This window comes from Daejeonella sp., from assembly GCF_037719425.1.
Classification (GTDB): Bacteria; Bacteroidota; Bacteroidia; order Sphingobacteriales; family Sphingobacteriaceae; genus Daejeonella.
On the sequence record NZ_JBBJNI010000065.1, the window covers coordinates 1 to 21772 of the forward strand.

A 21772-nucleotide genomic window follows, 5' to 3' on the forward strand; every position below is an offset into this window, starting at 1 on the left:
TTTCCTCTGTGTACTCCGTGCCTGCCTGCCGCAGGCAGGTTTATTTTCAGCGAACGCCAATTGAAGTTGTTTACATCACTCTTTACAATAAAAGGCAGTTAAGCCGGGCAATTATTCTCAACTTTGCATATTAAATGTGTTAAATGCAGATAGAACAAATTTATACCGGCTGCCTTGCCCAGGGTGCGTATTACATCACTTCAAATGGAGAAGCGGCAATTATTGACCCACTCCGTGAAGTGCAGCCCTACCTTGACCGGCTTGAGCGCGATTCGGTTAAGCTTAAGTATATATTCGAGACCCATTTCCACGCTGATTTCGTTTCAGGCCATATTGACCTGAGCAATAAAACCGGCGCGCCCATTGTCTACGGCCCCGAAGCTAAACCTGAGTTCAGGTTCATCTCTGCAAAGGATGGCGAGGAATTTACCGTGGGGAGTATAAAATTAAAAACCCTTCACACTCCCGGACACACCCTTGAGAGTACCTGTTATCTTTTGATCGACGAGGAAGGTAAAGAACACGCACTTTTTAGCGGAGATACTCTTTTTATAGGCGATGTTGGAAGGCCCGACCTTGCACAGAAGGCAGCTCACATGACCCAGGAGCAGTTAGCCGCAACGCTTTACAACTCTCTAAGGAAAAAGATCATGACCTTACCAGATGAGGTGATCGTATACCCCGCACACGGAGCAGGTAGCGCATGCGGGAAAAACATGAGTAAGGAAACCGTTTCTACCATCGGCAACCAGAAAAAGTTTAATTATGCTTTACGGGCTAATATGACCGAAACGGAGTTTGTCACAGAGGTTACTGACGGTCTGCTTCCCGCACCAGCATACTTCAGCGCAAATGTTGCCATGAATAAAAAAGGCTATGAGAGCTATGAAACCGTTCTTGACAATGGTATGAGAGCTCTGGATCCGGATGAGTTCGAAGCTGCAGCCGATGAATCGGGAGCGCTGATTTTAGATACAAGAAATAATGCCGAATTTTATAAGGGCTTTATCCCTCAATCTATTAACATCGGCCTTGGTGGAGATTTCGCGCCATGGGTAGGATCGCTTATAGCTGATGTGAAACAGGAAATCCTTTTGATTACCGATGAGGGGATGGAAGAGGAAACTGTGACACGTTTAAGCCGGGTTGGCTTTGATAATGTTCTCGGACATTTAAAAGGCGGGTTCAGGGCCTGGGAAAACGCCGGCAAGGAAACTGATCAGGTGGATAGGATAAGTGCCGGGGAATTTGCAAAGGCGTATGAGCAGCACGACAAAATTATTGATATAAGGAAAGACTCAGAATATGATACGCAGCATATAAAAGATGCGGAAAGTATGCCTCTTGCTGATATAAATAACTGGATCAAGGAAATTGACCCTCTCGAACATTTCTATATCCATTGCGCAGGCGGATACCGGAGCATGATGGCAGCTTCAATTCTGCAATCGCGGGGATACCGGAATTTTAGTGAAATTGAGGGTGGAATATCGGCTATTACTGATCCGGTAGTTCCAATGATCAAAAGTTAATGCTTATGACAAATCTTATTACCGGACCATGGACATGGTATATCGCTGGCCCCCTGATCGGCTTAACCGTACCGGCGCTCCTTATTCTGGGAAATAAATCCTTCGGTATCAGTTCCTCGTTAAGCCATATTTGCGCTGCCTGCTTCCCGGCAAATGTTCCCTTTTTTAAGTACGACTGGAAGAAAGAAGCGTGGAATCTTTTTTTCGTACTTGGAATTTTCATAGGAGGGATCCTGGCAGCAAATCTTCTTGCCAATCCTGACCCAGTCGCAATTAATCCAAAATTAGCGGATGAACTTTCCCAATATGGAATAGTTAACTACAGCAATATAATACCGGCGGAGGTAGTAAACTGGAGTTCTCTTCTCACACTTAAGGGCTTCATCATGATCGTGGTTGGGGGGTTCCTTATCGGATTCGGTACCCGGTACGCCGGCGGCTGTACCAGCGGTCATTCTATTATGGGATTATCGACACTCCAGTGGCCCTCCCTTGTGGCCACCTGCTGTTTTATGATCGGAGGATTTCTAATGGCTAACCTCATATTACCGATAATCCTGTCGCTATGAGCAAGGCATTAAACGATACCACACCTCATTGGAGCTCGAACATCAAGTTCATGTTCGTGGGAATATTGTTTGGAATTGTGTTCGTGAAAGCGGAGATCATCAGCTGGTTCCGTATCCAGGAAATGTTCCGCATGCAATCATTTCACATGTACGGAATTATAGGAAGTGCTGTTATAGTCGGGATGATTTCCGTACTCATCATCAAGAAATTTGACATCAGGACACTAAGCGGCGACAAGATCATATTTCGCGATAAAATATTCAGTAAAGGGCAAATCTACGGAGGGCTGTTATTTGGCCTTGGATGGGCGGTTACAGGCGCCTGCCCGGGGCCGCTTTTTGCGCAGATCGGAACTGGCGCTACTGTTGTGATTATTACATTTCTTAGTGCATTGGGTGGTACCTGGACTTATGGGTATTTAAAAGAAAGGCTTCCGCACTGACAATTTTAAATTCCCGCTCATAGCCGTGGGATGGCCTAGTTCTTTGCTGTAGGACAAAGAACCAAACCCCACCGCTGCGTCTGCTGCTTCGAGAGTTTGTGCTTGGGCTTTGCCTGTAACTACCGCACCAGCCAATGCGGAATGAAGGTGAACGGAGATTAAGTGGGTTGGCTTAATAAACGTACCTAACGGTTGCTGGTGTAGAGGAACTGGCCTGCGGCCCGTAATGCAAACGACATCCAAGCGAGGCTGTGTGTGCGTTTCCTGCTCCCATTTTTTCAAGGGAGTTGTCCTTCCTGGGCATCAGGTACAATGGGTAGCTGGCGTTAATAGTTCTTCTGTTATTGCAAGTTGCAGAACCCGCCCTCCTGAGATTTGGCAGGAAAGGCGCGTTTTATCCTTGCAGTAACATTCATTTCTTTTACTGCACTTAAGCAATCCGGAGAAGTGTTGCAGATTCTTTCATTTTTCATTAACATTCACACGGCTTGGATTGCACCAACAGGATAAAGCGTGGATTTACAACAAATATCAGGCAGGTGCGGCGTTACTCGCGTTGTATATAATCTTTTTTAAATGTGCTCGTGGTCTCCCTTCGGTCGGCATTGCTTACTTTTTCAGCTGAAGGAAACCTCCGCAAAGCGGAAGCTTGAGTGCCTTAAAAACCCAATAAATAACAAACGAAAAAAGTAAGTGCTCTTCCGCCGGCATGAGGCGGGAAAAACGAGCTTAGAAAATATTATGGAAATCAACCAAACCCTTCCATTAAACTATCTCTCTTTGCTAACTTTGCCAGCGATGGCACCAACTCTGTACAAACCTTTTGATAAGTTAAATTTCAGTAAACAGCACTGCTTTCTAAGCGGTGAAAAGCTTCAATCACCTGAAGAAGAGATCGCGGTTTTCCCGGTTTGGTTAATGCAGGAGTATAAACTGGAAGACCAGCCATTTAAGCTGCTCGATGAAAGCATGTCGACCTACAAGGATATGAAGCTTCCATGTTCTAATCTTACATACAAGAATGGGGTTGAGCTTCTTGAAGAGGAGATCAGAGCTGCTTTCCTTCAAGGGTATGACTCCGTGGTAGAAATCCCCCAAACCAGGCTTTTTCAGTGGATCGGTAAAATGATCTACGGAATACTTTTCAACGAAATCCGGATCGGGATACGGCAGCAAAAAGCAAATAATGAGGAATTCGTTTTCTCCCAATCCCTGATCCATAAGTTCAGCAACCTTCATATTATGCTGCAGTCGATGATTGTGCCGGTGGAGTTTGATGGTAATCTTCCATGGACCATCCAAATCTTTAGAATCGACTCAAAGCAGGATCTTTTTAATTATCGTGATGAGATCAATACCCTGACGTTCTCTTTAGGGATGAAGGATTTTGGGATTGTTGCTTGTTTGCAGGACAACGGCACCAATGGGCTTTATCATAAGGAGATGCTTGAAAAGATAAACGACAATCCCCTGCACCCAATTCAGTTCGAAGAAGTCTGTGGTAAGTTCTTCTATTCAAACTATCTTTTTAACCGTCTTCCTGAATATAACATCATGCCAACCGATGATGCGATCTATATTGAAGCAATGCCTTTAAGAGGTATGAGCAATAAGCCCCTATTCGATATCTGGCAAAACAAGGTTTACGGACAGGTGCTTGAAAACTTCTGGAAGCCATGGGGGCTCATCCTGTTTGAGATCATTAAGGATCCCGAAAACCCCCTTAGCTTTTTGTTCGATCAGGATGGAAATCTAAAACCTTCAGGCTCTGTTGAGCTGCCCTCAAATTAGCGGTTCAAATTGCACATCTAGCCGTGACCTGTCAGCTGGCTTACAAAATATCCCGCTATATCCGGATAGTAAATGACGGTCAAAAGCACCCCTGTAAGCGCACCGTAAAAGTGGGCATCATGATTTATCGAGTCTCTTGAGTTACGGGAAGCATACCAGCAGTAGGCCAGGAAAAGGAAGCCATATAGCACAGCTGGAATCGGTATGGGTATCGGGAAGATGATCATTTTATTCATCGGGTAGAATAAAATATAGCTGAAAACTACCGCACAGACTGCACCTGATGCGCCGAGGCTATTAAACCAGAAATCTTCTTTATGCTTCAATATAGAAGTAATGTCGCTCAAAATAATGCTCACTATGTACAGAACTCCAAACTGAACATGCCCCCAGCCGCTTAAAGAAACAAACGTCTTTTCAAGTGTAAATGCAAAGAAATAGTACGAGAGCATATTAACCAGCAGGTGCCCCCAATCTTTGTGGATCAGCCCACTGGTTATCAGGGAATATAATCTTTTGCCCCTGCTGACACTGTATGGATGGAGCATAAACTTACCGTATACCTCAGCATTTGAAAAAGCATATAAACTGGTAACGATGGTGAATATGAAAATTATAGTGGCAACTGGTGTATCGTTAATAAAGCTTTCCATTTATCTGACTTGTATTTTAGTATCGCTGGTTAGTTTACCAACAGGGTATCTTAAGTATGTTTTTTCGTAATATGACGAATTCTTATAAATCCAGTTTAGCTGGGCGTCTGCACTTTTCGACAGCGCCGGATCTTTGGCCTTTTCAGCCTCAAATTTAGTTTTAAGGGCTGCATTGCTCATTAGCATTTCGGCTGCATCATCTTCAAACACATAAGCTGAGAAATGTTCCTTTTGACCGAGGATTGAATCAAAGAAATTCCAGGCGAAGAAAGAGTCGGCACCCTCCGGTTCCAGGGTTTCAACAATGTAGCGATTCTGCTTTTGATTAGCATACACCACATAATCCCCTGCATAATATTTGAGCTTATGCTGAATGGGTTTAAGTTTTACCTGCGTGTGGAGATAATGCCCTTCGAAGGGCTTCACCGGAGATTTATAATCTTCGATATAGTAAGACTGGACCTCTATCTCAGTATCGGCGGTCAGCCGTTTAAGCTGAACTCCGTTAAGGGAAAGCAAATCGGCTACCTTACTCCATGCCTGGGGTATAATGTATGCGACCGGCTTATCCGCCGAAGCTGATGGAAGATATTTATCCCACAGCTTAATTCCTTTTTGGAACGGTGCATTACGGTCGTAGTATAAGCGGGACTCTCCGCTAACGCCGCTTGCCTTATATTTTGCTTCATAGCCTTTGAAGCTGATCATTGAAAAATCGTCTTCTTTAAGGCTCCACTGGAGACTAAACTTCTTTTGCAGTTTTACCTGGTCGTCCGCTTTCTTTTTGTTATCACCGATCTGCTTGGAATCTCTCTGCATGATGTTAATCATATGTACCATGAACTGATACGTGCTTTCAACGCGCTGTGCAAAGGGTTTAAGCATATGAGTTTCAGGCATAAAACCGATGGTATTGTGCAGCGCTACATAACCTGTGGAATAACGCGCAACCTCAAGAAAACCTGTTATACCCACGTCAGGAGTTTCCTCTACACTATTTACGTAGGGGATCATCTCAAAACCAGCATTCTTCATTCCTTTATAAAGATCGGGAATCATAGTTTTGCTGGCATATTCGGAAAGAACAGGATCCAGCTTATCCTTTTGAGGATGAATTAAAGTCATCACATATTGGTAATCGGCGCCATTGCTGGTATGATTATCGACAAAGATTTCCGGCCGCCAGATGTTGAATATTTCCTGAAAGCTGCGTGAGTTCTTTGAATCGGTTTTGATAAAGTCGCGGTTTAAGTCAAGGTTCTGATAGTTACCCCGGAACCCGTAGGATTCAGGGCCAAGCTGATTTGCTCTGGAAGTCCCCCTGTTCAGCATGCCGTCGATATTATAAACCGGGATCATACAAATCACCACATCCTTGGGAAGGGTGTTTTTTGACAGCATATCCCGGGCAAGCATCATGGATGCGTCAATGCCTTCCGGTTCTCCAGGGTGAATCCCGTTATTGATCAGAAGTATCCGCTTGTTTGCGCGGCGTATGTCTTCGGGACTAAAAATCTTATCCTTTGAAAGAACGACGAGGTTAAGATTTTTCCCGATATCAGTTGGGCCGTACTCCAGAAGCTGCATCTGATCGTACTTCGCATCCAGCGCTTTATAGAATGCTATCGTTTCCTGATAAGTAGCAGTGATATTCCTGCTTTTATGCTGTTCAAAAGGTGCAAGCTGTGCCATGGAAAATAAAAAGGATCCGGTAAATATAAACGTCAGTAAAGCTGTTTTCATGCAATAATTATCCTCATTAACTCAGTGTATCAATTTGCTCCGCGAGCTTTCGGTCTTTTGCAGTGATTTTATCTCCGGCACTGTGCGTGCTTAAACTGATACTAACTTTGTTGTAAGTGTTGCTCCAGTCAGGATGGTGATCCATCTTTTCGGCAAGCAGTGCCACCTTGTTCATAAAAGCCCAGGCAGTTATGAAATCTTTAAACTTAAAATCTTTGGTAAGGGCTTCCGCTTTTGTTTCAGGGTTTGTTATTTCTTTCCAGCTCATATCAAAACATTAGTTGTTGTTTTTTAGGAAGGCTTGTAACGATCAGTTCATACGAATGGTCGATCATTTGCTTTAATTGTGAGTCGCTCAGCCGACCATTCATATAAACTGTATTCCAGTGAGTTTTGTTCATATGATAGCCCGGCTGCACTTCTTCGTATTCTTCGCGCAGAGAAACAGCTCGTTCAGGATCGCATTTAACATTAAAACGGTCAGGGTTTTCCAAGCCTGCCAATAAAAATATCTTGCCGACGACCTTGAATACCAGTGTTTGCTCTCCGAAAGGGAAGGTTTCAGCCACATGATTCCTGGATAAGCAATATTCGCGTAGCGTTTCGATGTTCATAGAATTCAATAATATAAAGCTGAGTATAGAAGCGGCGATACAATTGGTTAAATTTGTATAACATCTAAAATTAGTCAAAAATGAGTATCTCCGAAAATATAACGTATACAGTATTTGATCGCTTTATCAAATATACTGCTATCGACACCCAATCTGATGGTTCTTCAGCAACCTGCCCGTCGACAGAAAAACAGAAAGATCTGGCTAAGGTCCTCGTCGCAGAACTCCTGGAAATGGGTATAACGGATGCGCATTCCGATAAGAATGGTTATGTATACGCCACAATACCCTCGAATACTTCTAAAGACGTGCCAGTGATTTGTTTCTGTTCTCATATGGATACCTCTCCTGATTGCAGTGGTGAAAATGTGAAAGCGATAATTCATAAGAACTACCAGGGGCAGGATATTATTCTTCCGGATGATAATACCCAGGTGCTGAAAATGAAGGATCATCCCGATCTGAAAGTTCAGATAGGAAATGACATCATTACGGCAAGCGGTACGACCCTGCTTGGCGCAGATAACAAAGCCGGCCTGGCTGAAATAATGGATGCAGCAAACTTCCTGATCTCACATCCGGAATATAAACATGGCACTATCAAAATACTTTTCACTCCCGATGAAGAGATTGGGAGAGGGGTCGAAAAGGCTGACCTTAAAAAATTGAATGCTGATTATGCCTATACCGTTGATGGCGAGACAGCTGGGTCAATTGAAAATGAAACTTTCTCGGCCGACGGAATTAAGCTTATTGTAAATGGCGTTAGCAGCCACCCAGGTTTCGCCAAAGGTAAAATGGAAAGTGCCATCAAGATCGCCTCTCAGATTGTTGCCTGCCTCCCAAAAGAAAAGTTATCGCCTGAAAGCACTGCAGATAAAGACGGATTTATACATCCGGTATCTATTTCGGGCTCGGTTGAACAGGCGACTATAGAATTCATCATACGCGACTTTACAAGCGTAGCGCTGCGGAGCCATGAGCGCATACTTGAAGTTATTGTGCAGGAGGTCCTCGAAGAATATCCTAATTCCACCTATCAGCTTATCGTTGAAGAGCAATACCGCAATATGAAAGAGGTGGTTGACCAGCATCCCAAACTGGTAGAGCTCGGTATAAAAGCTATCGAACGAGCGGGTCTTACAGCAAAGCTGCAAAGTATCAGGGGCGGTACGGATGGATCGCGCTTATCTTTTATGGGTTTGCCCTGCCCCAATATTTTCGCCGGAGAACATGCCTTTCATGGAAAACAGGAATGGATTTCCGTTCAGGATATGCAAAAGGCTGTTGAGACCATCATAAATCTCGCAATATTGTGGGAAGAAGAAAGCTGATTTTCAACGATATAGATCTTTTCCTTTAACATATTTTCCTGTCTGGCCTCGAACCGTTTCATTATATTTGCACGCTTTTTAAGAATTTATCCATTCTTAATTTGAACCGGCTAAAATCACGTATGTGTTTTAGTATGAAAATCGTTACAGTGTAAATTAAACCTTTCCCCGTTTTATTGTCTAAACTTCAAGAACATGATCAGAACAAAAAGTATAATATTAGTTATTGGTGTCGCTCTATTCAATTTATCCGGTGCTTTTTCACAGAAAAAAGCGGAGATGATTAATACCCGATGGGCGAATAGTCCGATCGTTGCCGATGGATCGTTAAGCGACTGGCCCGACAGCCTTTCATTATTCAATGAAGCAACGAATCTTTATTACAGCCTCGCTAATGATGATAAGAACGTTTATCTCGCTATAAGAAGTGCGTCTAAGCAAGATCTTACAAAGATCCTCGCCGGAGGGATAAGCTTCTCTGCAAATATTGAGGGCAAAAAGAAAGATCCAGCAACTGTTATATTTCCGATTATCGACCGCACCCCAGGAAAGAGCCGCAATACAAAGGAGCAACCTGAACCAGAAGAAATGCAAAAGCAGATACTTTCCAGGATAAAAGATATTAAGGTTACTGGCTTCAAAGAGATAATTGACGGCGGGATTTCCCTTCAGAATACTTATGGTATCAGAGCTGCCGCCTCATTCGATAAGAACAATAATCTTATTCAGGAGATCATCATCCCTTTGAGCTTACTAAATCTAAGTACGGCAAATGCAGGTGAAGTAACTTACAGCATCAAAGTTAACGGGCTGAAAGTCCCATCTGTTGGAATGGACCAAAGGCAAACCGCTCAGCGTCAGCCAATGGGCGGAATGAATGGCGGCCAATTCCCTCCGCGTAATAGTGCAATGAACAAACTCTTGACAAGTACCGAATTCTATATCAAAAGCAGGCTTGCTACGAAACAATAACAATTAGCAAGGTTTATTTCCTCAAAACTCTTTTATTTGGCACTGACCTGAGCAAAACTTTTAATAATGGATACAGCAGCTCACTTGCAGTAAATCCTTTCATCATTAATACTTACCTGGAGAAACAGTTTCTCAAGGATAAAAGCGCTACACTGCGTTTCCAGGCATTTGATCTGCTGGATGAAAACACAAGCGTTTCGAGACAAGTTATTGGTAACACCATAACGGATAGCCAAAGCAATCGCTTATCGAGATATTTCATGCTAACGTTTACGATGAGACTTCAGAAGTTTGTTGGTCAGCAACAGCAACAAAACGGACCCGATTTCAGGGGTCCGGATAGGGAAAGAACGCCCGGGGTGACGGAGGAATGAGATTACTTAACATTAGCCAATTTCAAGTTTTGAATGCGGATGCTATTGAAAATATCAAAATTATAACTGCAATACTTAAAACCATTAAGGCTAACAATTAATCATTGCAACCTAGTGGTCTCAGCGGGAATCGAACCCACATCTAAAGTTTAGGAAACTTCTATTCTATCCCCGTCCGAACGGCGTTCAGCCGGGCGGGCGTTGAACTAGAAGATCAATTTTGAACTTAAATACCTTCTTCCAGCTGACGTTTTAAAATACTTCTCACGTCTAATTGCCTCATTCAAGGACTCGAATTTCTCGAAATAAATAAGCTTGAATGGAAGATATGGTCGTATAGACTTTGTCATGCCTGAATTATGTTGGACTAACCTAACTGCTAGGTTTTGGCAATGGCCTTTATAGTAAAAATCGGATACCTCGCTTTTTAAAACATATGTATAATACACAGTCACCCTGATTTTACTAAACCTACGTTGAACCAGATGTTATTTAAAATTCAATTAGTAAACGGTAAATAGTGTAAATAAAAAAAGCTGCTCTAATGAGCAGCCCTTGGTGGTCCCGACGAGAATCGAACTCATATCTAAAGTTTAGGAAACTTCTATTCTATCCGTTGAACTACGGGACCAACTTTTACATTAACAACCTAACATTTCAGTTTAGGCAACTTCTATTCTATCCCCGTCCGAACGGCGTTTAAGCCGGGCGGGCCTGTCCGAACAGTGTTCAGCCGGGCAGACGTTGAACTACGGGACCCTGTTACCTGATTTCACTTCCACTTGGAAATTCATCAGATGGCGCAACAAAACTAAGCTTTCCTTCTGAATTTTCAGCCATCAGAATCATACCCTGTGATAAAATACCTTTGATTTCCCGGGGTTCCAGGTTAATAAGCACAGAAACCTGTTGTCCAATAATATTTTCGGGCTCGAAGTCTTCTGCAATGCCCGAAACAATAGTACGCTGATCAATGCCTGTATCTACCTGAAGTTTCAATAACTTCTTGCTTTTCGCTACTTTTTCGGCAGCCAGAATCTTTCCAACCCTGATGTCCATGGCAGAAAACTGATCAAAATTTATATTCTGCTTCGCTGCAGAGGGTTCGATTCCTTCCTGAGCATTCGCTGTTTTAGTATCCATCAATCTTTTTATCTGGGCGTCAATAACGTCATCTTCGATCTTTTCAAAAAGAAGTGATGACTCGTTTAGCTGATGTCCGGTTTCCAGCAGATCAATCCGGCCTGCATTATTCCAGTCCTGAGCCTTTAAATTTAACATCTCAAAAAGCTTCGCTGATGTAAATGGAAGAAAAGGCTGGGCAAGGATCGCCAGGTTAGCTGCGATTTGTAATCCGACATTCAGGACGGTCTTAACACGTTCTTCGTCTGTTTTAATAACTTTCCATGGCTCTTCATCGGCTAGATATTTATTACCGAGGCGGGCGAGGTTCATGAATTGCGATAAAGCCTCTCTAAAGCGGTATTGCTCAACCGATGATGATATACTTGAAGGATAGTTTTTAAGCTCGTCTATGGACTTTAAATCAGATGCTGTAAGCTCTGAGCCGAATACAACCTTTCCGTCAAAATACTTATGCGACAGCACTAATACCCGATTTATGAAATTGCCGAAGATCGCTACCAGCTCATTGTTGTTCCGGGCCTGGAAATCTTTCCATGTAAAATCGTTATCCTTTGTTTCCGGTGCTGTCGCAGTTAAAACATAACGGAGCACATCCTGCTTTCCCGGGAAATCCAAAAGGTATTCATTTAACCAAACAGCCCAGTTTCTGGAAGTTGATATTTTATCGCCTTCAAGGTTGAGGAACTCATTTGCGGGAACATTATCAGCAAGATTATACTTTCCATGAGACATTAGCATCGCCGGAAAAATAATGCAATGGAAGACGATGTTGTCTTTCCCGATAAAATGAACCAGTTTGGTATCCTCATCCTGCCAGTATTGCTCCCAGCTAGCAGAAGGTTTTAAAGAATCATTTAGATAATATTCATCTTTCTTCTGAACACTCAATTCCGGGTCACAAAGATCTTTTGTGGCTGATATATATCCTATAGGTGCATCGAACCAGACATAGAGAACTTTCCCCTCGGCGCCTGCAACCGGGACATCGACTCCCCAATCCAGATCACGTGTCATTGCCCTGGGATGCAAACCCCCGTTCAACCACGATTTGCACTGACCATAAACATTTGGCCTCCACTCTTTGTGAGAATCGACGTACGCTTCAATTTGCGGCTGCATTTTATCAAGAGGCAAAAACCAATTAGTGGTATTCTTAAGGACAGGCTTTGCTCCCGATAAGGTCGAATGCGGGTTTATTAATTCTGTAGGGCTTAGCGACGTGCCGCATTTCTCGCATTGGTCACCATAAGCATTATCATTTCCGCAATTAGGGCAAGTGCCTACGATATATCTGTCGGCCAGAAATTGCCCCGCTGTTTCGTCAAAATATTGTTCAGTTTCTTCTTCGGTAAAAACACCTTTGTCGTAGAGTGTCTTGAAGAACTCAGAGGCTGTTTTATGATGCGTCTCTGATGAAGTTCTGTGATAAATATTAAACGATACACCAAAATCCCTGAAAGAATCACCAATTACTTTGTGATATTTATCAACGACCTCTTGAGGAGTGATCCCTTCTTTTCTTGCTTTCAGTGTAATTGGAACACCGTGTTCGTCCGATCCGCAAATAAATACAACATCATGGCCGGATGACCTAAGGTATCTCACATAAATATCAGCAGGAACATACACACCAGCAAGGTGGCCAATATGGACAGGGCCATTGGTATAAGGAAGTGCTGCTGTAACCGTGTATCTTTTGTATTTTTTTCCCAAAATCTGAATATTAGCGTCTCTCTGCTCGTTTTAATAGTTTGCAAAGATAAACGCTAAAGTCCTATTTTTCTAATTGGATAATTTGACAGAAAGTTGATATGGTATTTTGTTAATTTGCGAAGCACCACCGCAATTTCATAAACGAAACCACTTTGATAGCTCCCCCTTACTTAAAGCAAGGCGACACAGTTGCCATAACCTGCCCGGCGAAGAGCCTTCCGATCCCTATTGATGATGCTGTTGCCTTATTAGAAGCCTGGGGATTAAAGGTTATTCTTGGCGAAACAGTTTATGCATCCTGGCATCAGTTTGCGGGAACAGATGAGTTACGTATAGCAGATTTTCAAAAGTTCCTGGACGATAACTCTGTGAAAGCCATCTTTGCCGCCCGTGGTGGATACGGTACCATCCGAATAATCGACGACATAGATTTCTCCAGGTTTGAAGCCAATCCTAAGTGGATCATTGGATTTAGCGATATAACAATTCTGCATAGCCACATCAATGCTGTGTTTAACACGCAAAGCATTCACGGCCAAATGCCTCTTACAATACCTGACGGAACCAAGGTTTCGTTGGAGACACTGCGAAAGGCTTTATTTAACGAGCCCTTTGATTATGCCTACACAAGTTCCGCTGAAAATAAGAGCGGATCGGCATCGGGAATGCTCATAGGCGGAAACCTTACTTTATTACTGATGATGTCGGGGTCTGTCTCCGAACAGGATTATAAAGACAAGATACTCTTCCTGGAAGATGTTGGAGAATACTTTTATTCGATCGACAGGATGATCCTGAGTTTCAAGCGTGCCGGTATTCTTGCGGGGCTAAAGGGACTAATTATTGGCGGCTTTACCGACCTGAAGGATAATGACATTCCTTTCGGGCATACTGCGGAAGAAATAATTATGAGCCATGTAAAGGAGTATGATTATCCTGTGTGCTTTGATTTTCCTGCCGGCCATATTGAAGATAACAGGGCATTGATATTTGGGAGGGAAGTTACATTAAACGTCGAGGGACCCTTAGTATCTCTAAAATATTTAAATCAAAATTCTTAACAAGTAAAACCTACGTATGGCGCTATTAGCTTCTCTTGGAAAATACAGGAACACCGGATTATTGATAATACGCATAGGCATCGGGATCATGTTTATGCTGCATGGCTATCCAAAACTTTTAGGTGGGCCCGAAATGTGGACAAATATTGGAGGTGCTATGAAATATATTGGGATCACATTTATTCCGGTAGCCTGGGGGCTCGCGGCAGCTGCAACAGAAACCTTTGGCGGATTTCTGATCCTAATTGGCCTAGCATTCAGACCCGTCTGTGTTTTACTAGCCTTTACAATGGCTATTGCGGCTACTATGCACCTGAGTACAGGTGATGGCTTAACGACTGCTTCGCATGCTATCGAAGTTGGATTTGTGTTCCTGGGGCTGGCGTTTATAGGGTCTGGTAAATATAGCATTGATAAAAAGTAGTTTCTCTTGCCACTTCTTGGTTCCAGTGCCAAACGGACGTATCAAAAAAGCTCCCAGGATTACCAAATCCCAGGAGCTTTTTTCTTATTGACCGAAAGGTTCTTTATACGAATTCTTATACTACCTCGGACCTTTATAAACGAACTTAGCCTCCCATGCCCTGTGTTGAGGACCGTTTCCCCAAAATACTGAGATCTGGAAAGTTTTAGTAGCAGGATCATACTTGTTAATACCTGCAGGATTATTAACCACCCCCGCATTAACCGCATCTGTAACTGTTATCACATTGGTTGTAGGATTTAAAGTAAGTCTAAACGGCCCGATACCGCCTATGGCACTTCCGCTAGCCCAAACCGCATTCCTGTTCATATCAAGCGTATTGGGGCCTGCAGTTAACAAAATATATTCCTGCTCAGGAAAAGCACCTGATAACACAGGATCTCCCTCCCTTACAACAGAACCATTAACAGTATATTTCCCATCATACTTGTTCTTAATACTGACTGCAGCTAAAACCTTATCTGTTCCGGAAATAGTAAGTCCGGTACCGCTTTTCATTTTGTATGCAAGGGCATATGTTTTCGAAAGGTCAAACTTGCCTCCATCTAGATTTATGGCAACTTCCTTAGAGAATTCGCCAGGCAAAAACGTTACCTCTAAACCCGTACTTGTTTTCTGTACACCCGGCTGATTCGTTATCGTATAAAGAGCATCCGGAAGCAGTACAAAGCTGGTTTTATTAGCCGTATTATATTCTGTTATAGCAGCAGCGTCAAATTCAAGCGTAACAGTATTTGTTGAATTTAGGGCAGAATTTGAATTAACGTCCCGTCTCAGGGTAAACAAATTCACCCTGGCTATGTCCGAGAAGGGACTTAAAAAAATCGATACTTGTTTACCCTCCAGAACCTTGACGTAAGTTGTTCCTGCATCGCCTAGTTCTCCTGTATCATAATCATCCTTAACACATGATGTGAACGCTGCCGAAACAACTACACCTAGGAGAAAAATTTTGAATATTATATTTTTCATATCTGTTCAATTTAAATTTTATATAAATACTACTGATCCCACCAAATCTTAGAATCCTGCGTATCACCGCCGGGAAGGGCTGCCACTGCAGCCTTTACGTTTACTGCATTAGAAGAATATTCTGCTGTCGCGTATGTGTATCTCCTGGGAATCTGCTTGCTGGTATTGGTAGCTCCAGGCGCAGGCGTTAAAGCAGGAAAACCGGTTTTACGCCAAATGTTCCATGACATCAGGCCATCAGGATACGAAGCAATGTAACGCTGGATAGTAATGTTCTTCAAGTTGCCGCCGGATCCCGGAGCAGCAGTAAGAGCCACACCACCTTGTGTCAGATAGCTAGCCGGCATTGTGGAGCCCCACTGTTGGAAAGATAAACCTATCCCCTGCGCATACACCGTGGCCAAAGGTTCTGTGGTCCAACCATAATCGGCTGCTTCGGCCCGGGCTAAAGCAACCTGTGCGGCTGAGATTAAAATTACAGGGCTATTTTCATTCCTGTAATCGCCGCGCAGAATACGTGCCCAACCTGGATTAGCACCTGTAAAAGCCTCGGCATTTGCCCGTACTAGCCCGTAAGGAACGCCTATATTAGACGTTGTTGTCGAACCGGCCACTTCGGAGGAACCCCCAAAGCTATTTTGCCTCGTATCGCCCAGGGATGACATTAAATCCGTCATCGTTTTGCTTTCTGCAAAATCTTTCCGTCCATCGTACACTCTCCACCAGTTACTTTTATAATTACCGCCAGGATAGGCAACTATAAAGTTTTGAGCATTCGTGCTGATGTATCCACTGGATTCTGCCAGAGCGGCTTTAAATTCCGTAGCGGCATAGCCACTTGCAGCAGGAAATCGCTTGGATAACTGGATTGCCATTAACATGCGCATAGAATTAGCCGCACGTTTCCAGGCATCAACACTTCCGTTATTAACTACATCACCAGTTATAATGCTTCCATCAAATTCACCCACAGCTGCTTTAAGAGCGCTTATCATCCCTTTGTAGATATCTTCCTGCTTATCATATTTAGGCTGTAACACGCCGACTGTTAACGCTTCGGTATACGGGACATCTCCCCAGCGATCGGTTATCTTCCAAAACACATATTGCTTTAAAATTTTTGCAATAGTGCTCATATTCTTGCTCTTACCCTGATTTATAATATTCTGAAAATCATTCAATACACCGGCATACTCACCGGCAAAAGGAAGCTGGGGAGTGCTGTATAACGAGTTTTCAGTATATTGAGTCTCCGAAAAATACTGTCCGTATAATCCAGGTCTGGTCATCGAAGCGTACGTACCCAAATTTGACTGCGCGTTGGTAAGCAAAGCGCCTATAATTGGATCGGTAGTCGCCGATGGGTTAACATTTGTATCCCCGAAATCTTCGAGTTTACTGCAACCCGTAATTCCTGCTATAAAGAGAATTACAATTGCATATATAAATTTCTTTTTCATGTGTTTAATTTCAAGTTATTGTCAATTCCCACTTATTAGTTAAAATCCGACTTTTAAGTTAAAGCCTATTCCGCGAGTTCCTGGCAACTGCCCGGTTTCACCGTATACTGCATCTATTTCCGAAGGATCAAAGTCCTTTGTTTTAGCATAAATCAAAAGCGGATTCCTGGCTACAAGAGATATCTGCGCGTTTTGGATGCGCTTCCCTAAATTAAGCTTGCTTACCGGTATGCGATATCCCAGCGACAGCTCACGCATTTTTACAAATGTGAGATCATAAATATATTCGTCAAACACTTTTCTATCCCATGACTGGTGGAAATAAGTTTGAGCTTCAACATAATAATCAACAGGCTTGCCAGTATCATCCACCCCATTCACGTGTACACCTCCGCCATTGGCTACAGCATCCCGGATAGGATTACCCTTATCATTAACTCCAGCAGTACGGGCGGTCAAACCACTATATGAACCCCACATATTAGACAATGATGCAAATTTACCACCAACCTGGTAGTCAATATTCACATTGACAAGGAAATTACTCAGGAAACTAAAGGTATTCTGCAAGCCGCCGGTATGGTCAGGCAATACACTTCCAAAAAATACCGCCGGATCATTAACATATAAGCCGCTGGCATTTAATATTGGTTGTCCGTTCAACCTTTTAATACCATTGCCATAAATCTGACCCCATCTCTTACCCTCGGTATGAACCATGTACGGCATACCTGTAGTAGACCCATATACCTGGCCAACAGAGGCCGTTTGAGTAATATTATATTCTTTGCTTAATTCAACAATTTCGTTTTTAATAAGCGGAGACCAGGTTGCATTCATATTCCATTCAAAATTTCTAAGTTTTAAAGGAGTAGCTGTTAACTGGAACTCGAATCCCTCTTTAGTTATTTCCCCGATATTAGTAAGTAATGAGGTATAACCAGTGGCGCCATTTACATCTAATGCGTAAGGGAAATCTTTTTCAGATCCCTTCCAATAGGTTGAAGACAATCCTAACCTGTTTTTAAAGAATTGAAGATCAAGTCCGATTTCCATCTGTGAAACAACAGAACCCCGGATATTAGGATCAACCAATTGATCTGGTGTACCCATCAGGAAATTTCCGTTCCATTTAAATTGATTTACACCGTATGAAAAACCCGGATAACGGTATGCACCAAAGCTTTCGTTCGTTGTGCCTAAAGCTTTCGGTATTTCACCCCATGAGCCTCTCAACTTACCATAGCTAAGCCAGCTAACTTCCGGAATCAAATCGCTGAATACAAATGACCCTTCAACAGATTTTGATAAAACTGAATTATTGTCCTGTGGCAGGGTAGAGAACCAATCGTTGCGCAATGAAAAGCCTGCGAAAAGAAAATTCTTATATCCAAAAACACCTTTCCCTAAAACCGCACGATATTTTTCAGCTACACGCCCATTTGAAATGGTTGCAGGGTCAACGGAATTCTGAGCTGTAAAAAGATCGGGTACGCTTAGTCCGTTATTAGTAGAGGAACCGTTACTTTTTGCAATGGCAGTGAAAAAGTCACTACCTACGTTAGCGTTAATACTAAAATCTTTAATATTCTTTTTATAGGAAAGCAAAAATTCCAGATTTTGTCTGTTTGAAAAGGATGTGCCGGTAGAATAAAAACCTTTAGCTTCCGGGGAATTACCGGTTGTTTGCAATCCGCTTTCATTCAATCTCGAACTATAAGCCTCTTCTGCAAATGCTGTGTTTTGCTGCTTACGGTAGGTACCTGAAAGGGTAAAGTCATTATTAATCTTATAACTACCTGACAAATTACCAAACAAACGGTCACGCTGATCTCCTATATTGATTAGATCGAACCAGGTATAAAAGTTATACCAGTAGTTACCGGCATAAAAATTTCTCGGGTTTGATGAATCAAATGAAGTTGGGTTGGCATGGTTCCAGCTGGCATAAATACCGTCCGAAGTTCTCAGCCCGCGGAGTTCTTTCATTATTCCCATATCCAGGTTACGATGGTACCACTGGTTAAAAGAACCTGACGACTGGTTTGAATAATCATCAGTTATTTCTCCCTGTTGTCTACGATTGATATAGTTCACATTGGCAGAAACCTGAAGTTTAGGAGTAATATTATAAGAAGTATTAAGGTTTAAAGTATTCTTCTGCAATTTTGTTGTCGGCAATAGCCCTTTGACATCATTATTTCCATAGGAAAGTCTGAATGAAAAAACATCAGAAGAATTAGCAAAACTTATGCTATTGTTTAGATTGACACCCGTATTAAAGAATTGTCTTGCGTCATCTTCACGCGGACTTAATGTGCTAGTTTGAAAAGAACGGTCGTGACCGCCATACCATGAATACCATGGGATATATTCCTGTCCGGCCATACGTGGGCCCCAGCTCGCATCATCGCTATAATCATGATAAAACTTTCCCTCAAGAGCTTTCCACTCTACCGGATCGCCGGCTTTGTAGGTGTATTTCATTAAATCAGCAGCCGCCCCACCAGCATACGAATTCTGGTAATTTGGCATAACGTTTACATTATCAAACTGAGCACCTAAGTTAAAAGTTACTCCTACTCCGGCAGCTTTTTTGCCCTTAACGGTAGTGATAACAATAGCGCCGTTCGCTGCCTGCGACCCGTACTGTGCTGAAGCAGCAGGTCCTTGTAAAACTGAAACACTTTCGATGTCATCCAGATTCAGATCATCAGAATTTGGTAAAATTGTACCATCAACAATGTATAAAGCTCCAGAACCTGTGGCAAACCCAGACGCTCCGCGGAGTCTTACTTCAGTTTGCCTTCCCAGGGCAGCAACAGACTGGCTGCGTACCTGCAGACCTGCAACTTTCCCCGCCAACGCGTTGTTCAGGTTGGGTTGTCGTATCGTATTTAATTGCTCCTGCTTAACTACCTGAGCATTATAGCCCGTTGATTTAACACTTTGACTGGTTCCTAAAACTCCGGTTATAATAATTTCAGCGAGCTGCTGTGCATCGCCGGTCAAACTCACGTTCAAAACATTGTTTTTTCCAATAGTAACAGTCTGAGCGAGGTAGCCAATATAACTAAACGTTATGGATGAAGATCCGGATGGAACCTGCAATGAAAATCTGCCATTGCCGTCGGTAGTCGTACCACTTGTCGTTCCTGTTGCTTTAATGCTAACCCCTGGAAGAGGCAGTCCATCTGTTTTGTCTGTAACTATTCCAGTTACAGCCCGTTCCTGTGCGACCGCCTGAAAGGCAATGAATAGCAACAGAAACAAACTTTGTAGAAGTTTTTTCATACTTGTTTTATTAATAATTAAGATAATGATGACTAATTGGTTGGTTAGTATATCTACGTAAATTTCAACAACAAAAGTGTTACTGCAAAATATTTTGTGAAAAATTTTATCATAAAAATCTTAAATACCTGATAATCAAATGTTTAAAATAAATTAAAAATTTAATTTATTACTGAAAAATATTGGATTTCAGGCCATTAAGGCAGGGAATATAAAATATTAATGTTAACGAGGTGCCAACAGTGAACCAATTTCCTTGGTAAAGTAAAAGGGCCGCTAAGAATTCTTATACGGCCCTTTTTTATTTGTAGTTGTTATTTATCCCACCAAACCCTTGTAATCAAGTTGTCTGCACCCTGGCGGGCAACAGCTTCAGTATAACTTTTTCCATTGATCGATTTCTCATTGGTTGGATACCCCATTCTCCGCGGAATTGAGGGAATGTTACCATTAATCGCGGGAGCTAATACTGGAAATCCAGTTCTTCTCCAGTCAGCCCAGGATTCAAAACCATTAAGGTATAAATGAACCCATTTTTGAGTCATGATTTGTTCCAGACCTGTTGTGGCATTATATGTAACGCCCGCCTGAGCCATGTATGCAGAATAAGTAGATGCACTAAATACGCCATAAGTTTCGAATGAAGACCTGATAGCATTGGCATAATGAGTAGACGCCAAGGCATCGCCACCTGCAATCCAACCTTGTTTGGCTGCCTCTGCAAAAGTGAATAACACCTGTGCGTACGAGTAAACCAAAGCTGGCGAACCGGCACCACGGAATTTGTCACCGATGCGGCTATATGCGCCGGGGATATTCTTTGCAGTATTTAAACCATACTCTAAACCCACCACTTTGCCATTTAAAACCTCACCGTAAACAGGCAAACGCGGATCATTTTTAGGAGACATATAGCTAGTCATAACCGTACTGATTGCATAATCATTACGAAGACTGGTGGTGTAGTTATCATACCATGGGTTAAAGTTATTGGGATCGCTCGCAAGGAAATTGTAAGCGATATTTTCAGCGTTGCTGCTGATTACTCCACTCGATATTGCATCAGCCATTTCTGCTCTACCTTTAGCATTGTCATTTTTCATTAAACGTAATGACATGAAAAGACGAGTAGTATTGGCGAATTTTTTCCATTGAGCCATATCACCATTAAGAAATTGATCACCTTTCACCCCAGCTTCTCCTGTTTTAATCTGAGCAGCTGCTTCTTTCAATTCTTTGAATAAATCATAGTAGATATCTTTCTGAGCATCATATTTAGGGCTGAATTGTCCATTGCCTTTTAATGCTTCGGAATACGGGATATCTCCATAACGATCTGTTAACCACCAGAAAAAATATGCCTTTAAAATACGTGCAACTGCAATCTGGTTATCTTTAGAACCATTTACACCCGCTTCGGCTAATGGGCTCCCTGAATTTGCATTTGTAATAATGGTCTGAAGGTTAAATAGGGGTCCTGTATAATGCAGCGCCCAGTCGAAATTCTGTACGTTATACAAGGAAGCACCAGGATACGGCCCTTCAGAAATATGCTGAACATACATATCCGCAGAATGTCTGTTACCAGCTGTACCGGGAAAGGCTGTACCGGGTAAT

Annotated in this window: 18 protein-coding genes and 2 tRNA genes; 8 read left to right on the forward strand and 12 right to left on the reverse strand. The window is 42.6% G+C overall.

What is annotated here, in order from left to right:
• Positions 1-143 precede the first annotated feature (143 nt).
• The 4 genes from WKF69_RS10150 (at position 144) to WKF69_RS10165 (ending at position 4335) form a co-directional block, all read left to right on the forward strand.
• Complete coding sequence (locus tag WKF69_RS10150) at positions 144-1532, forward strand: MBL fold metallo-hydrolase (RefSeq protein ID WP_340381590.1); 1389 nt, start codon at positions 144-146, stop codon at positions 1530-1532.
• Positions 1533-1537: 5 nt separating this feature from the next.
• Complete coding sequence (locus WKF69_RS10155; protein ID WP_340381591.1) at positions 1538-2101, forward strand: YeeE/YedE thiosulfate transporter family protein; 564 nt, start codon at positions 1538-1540, stop codon at positions 2099-2101.
• Positions 2098-2544: a DUF6691 family protein gene (locus WKF69_RS10160; RefSeq protein WP_340381592.1), complete on the forward strand. Its 447-nt coding sequence runs from the start codon at positions 2098-2100 to the stop codon at positions 2542-2544. The genes WKF69_RS10155 and WKF69_RS10160 overlap by 4 nt, the downstream gene beginning before the upstream one ends.
• A 741-nt stretch (positions 2545-3285) precedes the next feature.
• A complete protein-coding gene (locus tag WKF69_RS10165) occupies positions 3286-4335 on the forward strand; it encodes a hypothetical protein (protein WP_340381593.1) in 1050 nt (349 codons plus the stop codon).
• 17 nt (positions 4336-4352) lie between these two features.
• Here WKF69_RS10165 and WKF69_RS10170 read toward each other — a convergent pair whose 3' ends face one another.
• Genes WKF69_RS10170 through WKF69_RS10185 form a run of 4 tightly spaced genes read right to left on the reverse strand, consistent with a single transcriptional unit; the run spans position 4353 to position 7345 of the window.
• The gene (locus tag WKF69_RS10170; RefSeq protein WP_340381594.1) at positions 4353-4988 is read right to left on the reverse strand and encodes a rhomboid family intramembrane serine protease; all 636 of its coding nucleotides are present in this window, start codon (positions 4986-4988) and stop codon (positions 4353-4355) included.
• Positions 4989-6731, reverse strand: a complete 1743-nt coding sequence (locus WKF69_RS10175; RefSeq protein ID WP_340381595.1) for a M14 family metallopeptidase — start codon at positions 6729-6731, stop codon at positions 4989-4991.
• Positions 6732-6747: 16 nt separating this feature from the next.
• Positions 6748-6999, reverse strand: coding sequence for a 4a-hydroxytetrahydrobiopterin dehydratase (locus WKF69_RS10180; RefSeq protein ID WP_340381596.1), 252 nt, complete (start codon positions 6997-6999; stop codon positions 6748-6750).
• Position 7000: 1 nt separating this feature from the next.
• Positions 7001-7345: an MmcQ/YjbR family DNA-binding protein gene (locus tag WKF69_RS10185; RefSeq protein WP_340381597.1), complete on the reverse strand. Its 345-nt coding sequence runs from the start codon at positions 7343-7345 to the stop codon at positions 7001-7003.
• An 80-nt stretch (positions 7346-7425) separates the two neighbouring features.
• Here WKF69_RS10185 and pepT point away from each other — a divergent pair, with 80 nt between their 5' ends.
• A complete protein-coding gene (pepT, locus tag WKF69_RS10190; protein WP_340381598.1) occupies positions 7426-8679 on the forward strand; it encodes a peptidase T in 1254 nt (417 codons plus the stop codon).
• A 195-nt stretch (positions 8680-8874) separates the two neighbouring features.
• Positions 8875-9651 carry a hypothetical protein gene (locus WKF69_RS10195; RefSeq protein ID WP_340381599.1) on the forward strand — a complete coding sequence of 259 codons (777 nt, stop codon included), beginning with the start codon at positions 8875-8877 and terminating at the stop codon, positions 9649-9651.
• Positions 9652-10140: 489 nt separating this feature from the next.
• Here the strand turns inward: WKF69_RS10195 and WKF69_RS10200 are convergent.
• From WKF69_RS10200 to metG, 4 genes are all read right to left on the reverse strand, one after another.
• Positions 10141-10241: transfer RNA gene (locus tag WKF69_RS10200), tRNA-Arg, on the reverse strand.
• Positions 10232-10480 carry a GIY-YIG nuclease family protein gene (locus tag WKF69_RS10205; protein WP_340381600.1) on the reverse strand — a complete coding sequence of 83 codons (249 nt, stop codon included), beginning with the start codon at positions 10478-10480 and terminating at the stop codon, positions 10232-10234. The genes WKF69_RS10200 and WKF69_RS10205 overlap by 10 nt, the downstream gene beginning before the upstream one ends.
• 101 nt (positions 10481-10581) lie before the next feature.
• A tRNA-Arg gene (locus tag WKF69_RS10210) sits at positions 10582-10656 on the reverse strand.
• A gap of 131 nt (positions 10657-10787) precedes the next feature.
• Positions 10788-12887, reverse strand: a complete 2100-nt coding sequence (gene metG, locus WKF69_RS10215; RefSeq protein ID WP_340381607.1) for a methionine--tRNA ligase — start codon at positions 12885-12887, stop codon at positions 10788-10790.
• 149 nt (positions 12888-13036) lie between these two features.
• Between metG and WKF69_RS10220 the strand changes: the two genes are divergently transcribed.
• Positions 13037-13945 carry an LD-carboxypeptidase gene (locus WKF69_RS10220; protein ID WP_340381601.1) on the forward strand — a complete coding sequence of 303 codons (909 nt, stop codon included), beginning with the start codon at positions 13037-13039 and terminating at the stop codon, positions 13943-13945.
• Between the two features lie 16 nt (positions 13946-13961).
• Positions 13962-14369, forward strand: a complete 408-nt coding sequence (locus WKF69_RS10225) for a DoxX family protein (protein WP_340381602.1) — start codon at positions 13962-13964, stop codon at positions 14367-14369.
• 120 nt (positions 14370-14489) lie between these two features.
• Here the strand turns inward: WKF69_RS10225 and WKF69_RS10230 are convergent, their stop codons facing one another.
• The 4 genes from WKF69_RS10230 to WKF69_RS10245 all read right to left on the reverse strand — a co-directional run.
• Positions 14490-15401 carry a DUF1735 domain-containing protein gene (locus WKF69_RS10230; protein WP_340381603.1) on the reverse strand — a complete coding sequence of 304 codons (912 nt, stop codon included), beginning with the start codon at positions 15399-15401 and terminating at the stop codon, positions 14490-14492.
• Between the two features lie 29 nt (positions 15402-15430).
• Positions 15431-16861: a SusD/RagB family nutrient-binding outer membrane lipoprotein gene (locus WKF69_RS10235; protein ID WP_340381604.1), complete on the reverse strand. Its 1431-nt coding sequence runs from the start codon at positions 16859-16861 to the stop codon at positions 15431-15433.
• A 39-nt stretch (positions 16862-16900) separates the two neighbouring features.
• Positions 16901-20155 carry a SusC/RagA family TonB-linked outer membrane protein gene (locus WKF69_RS10240; RefSeq protein WP_340381605.1) on the reverse strand — a complete coding sequence of 1085 codons (3255 nt, stop codon included), beginning with the start codon at positions 20153-20155 and terminating at the stop codon, positions 16901-16903.
• A 314-nt stretch (positions 20156-20469) separates the two neighbouring features.
• On the reverse strand, positions 20470-21772 hold a 1303-nt coding region (locus WKF69_RS10245; RefSeq protein WP_340381606.1), incomplete at its 5' end, for a SusD/RagB family nutrient-binding outer membrane lipoprotein.

Coding starts and splice junctions, on each gene's coding strand:
- WKF69_RS10150 (WP_340381590.1), top strand. CDS start 144: ATGCAGATAGAACAAATTTATACCGGCTGCCTTGCCCAGGGTGCGTAT.
- WKF69_RS10155 (WP_340381591.1), top strand. CDS start 1,538: ATGACAAATCTTATTACCGGACCATGGACATGGTATATCGCTGGCCCC.
- WKF69_RS10160 (WP_340381592.1), top strand. CDS start 2,098: ATGAGCAAGGCATTAAACGATACCACACCTCATTGGAGCTCGAACATC.
- WKF69_RS10165 (WP_340381593.1), top strand. CDS start 3,286: ATGGAAATCAACCAAACCCTTCCATTAAACTATCTCTCTTTGCTAACT.
- WKF69_RS10170 (WP_340381594.1), bottom strand. CDS start 4,988: ATGGAAAGCTTTATTAACGATACACCAGTTGCCACTATAATTTTCATA.
- WKF69_RS10175 (WP_340381595.1), bottom strand. CDS start 6,731: ATGAAAACAGCTTTACTGACGTTTATATTTACCGGATCCTTTTTATTT.
- WKF69_RS10180 (WP_340381596.1), bottom strand. CDS start 6,999: ATGAGCTGGAAAGAAATAACAAACCCTGAAACAAAAGCGGAAGCCCTT.
- WKF69_RS10185 (WP_340381597.1), bottom strand. CDS start 7,345: ATGAACATCGAAACGCTACGCGAATATTGCTTATCCAGGAATCATGTG.
- pepT (WP_340381598.1), top strand. CDS start 7,426: ATGAGTATCTCCGAAAATATAACGTATACAGTATTTGATCGCTTTATC.
- WKF69_RS10195 (WP_340381599.1), top strand. CDS start 8,875: ATGATCAGAACAAAAAGTATAATATTAGTTATTGGTGTCGCTCTATTC.
- WKF69_RS10225 (WP_340381602.1), top strand. CDS start 13,962: ATGGCGCTATTAGCTTCTCTTGGAAAATACAGGAACACCGGATTATTG.
- WKF69_RS10230 (WP_340381603.1), bottom strand. CDS start 15,401: ATGAAAAATATAATATTCAAAATTTTTCTCCTAGGTGTAGTTGTTTCG.
- WKF69_RS10235 (WP_340381604.1), bottom strand. CDS start 16,861: ATGAAAAAGAAATTTATATATGCAATTGTAATTCTCTTTATAGCAGGA.
- WKF69_RS10240 (WP_340381605.1), bottom strand. CDS start 20,155: ATGAAAAAACTTCTACAAAGTTTGTTTCTGTTGCTATTCATTGCCTTT.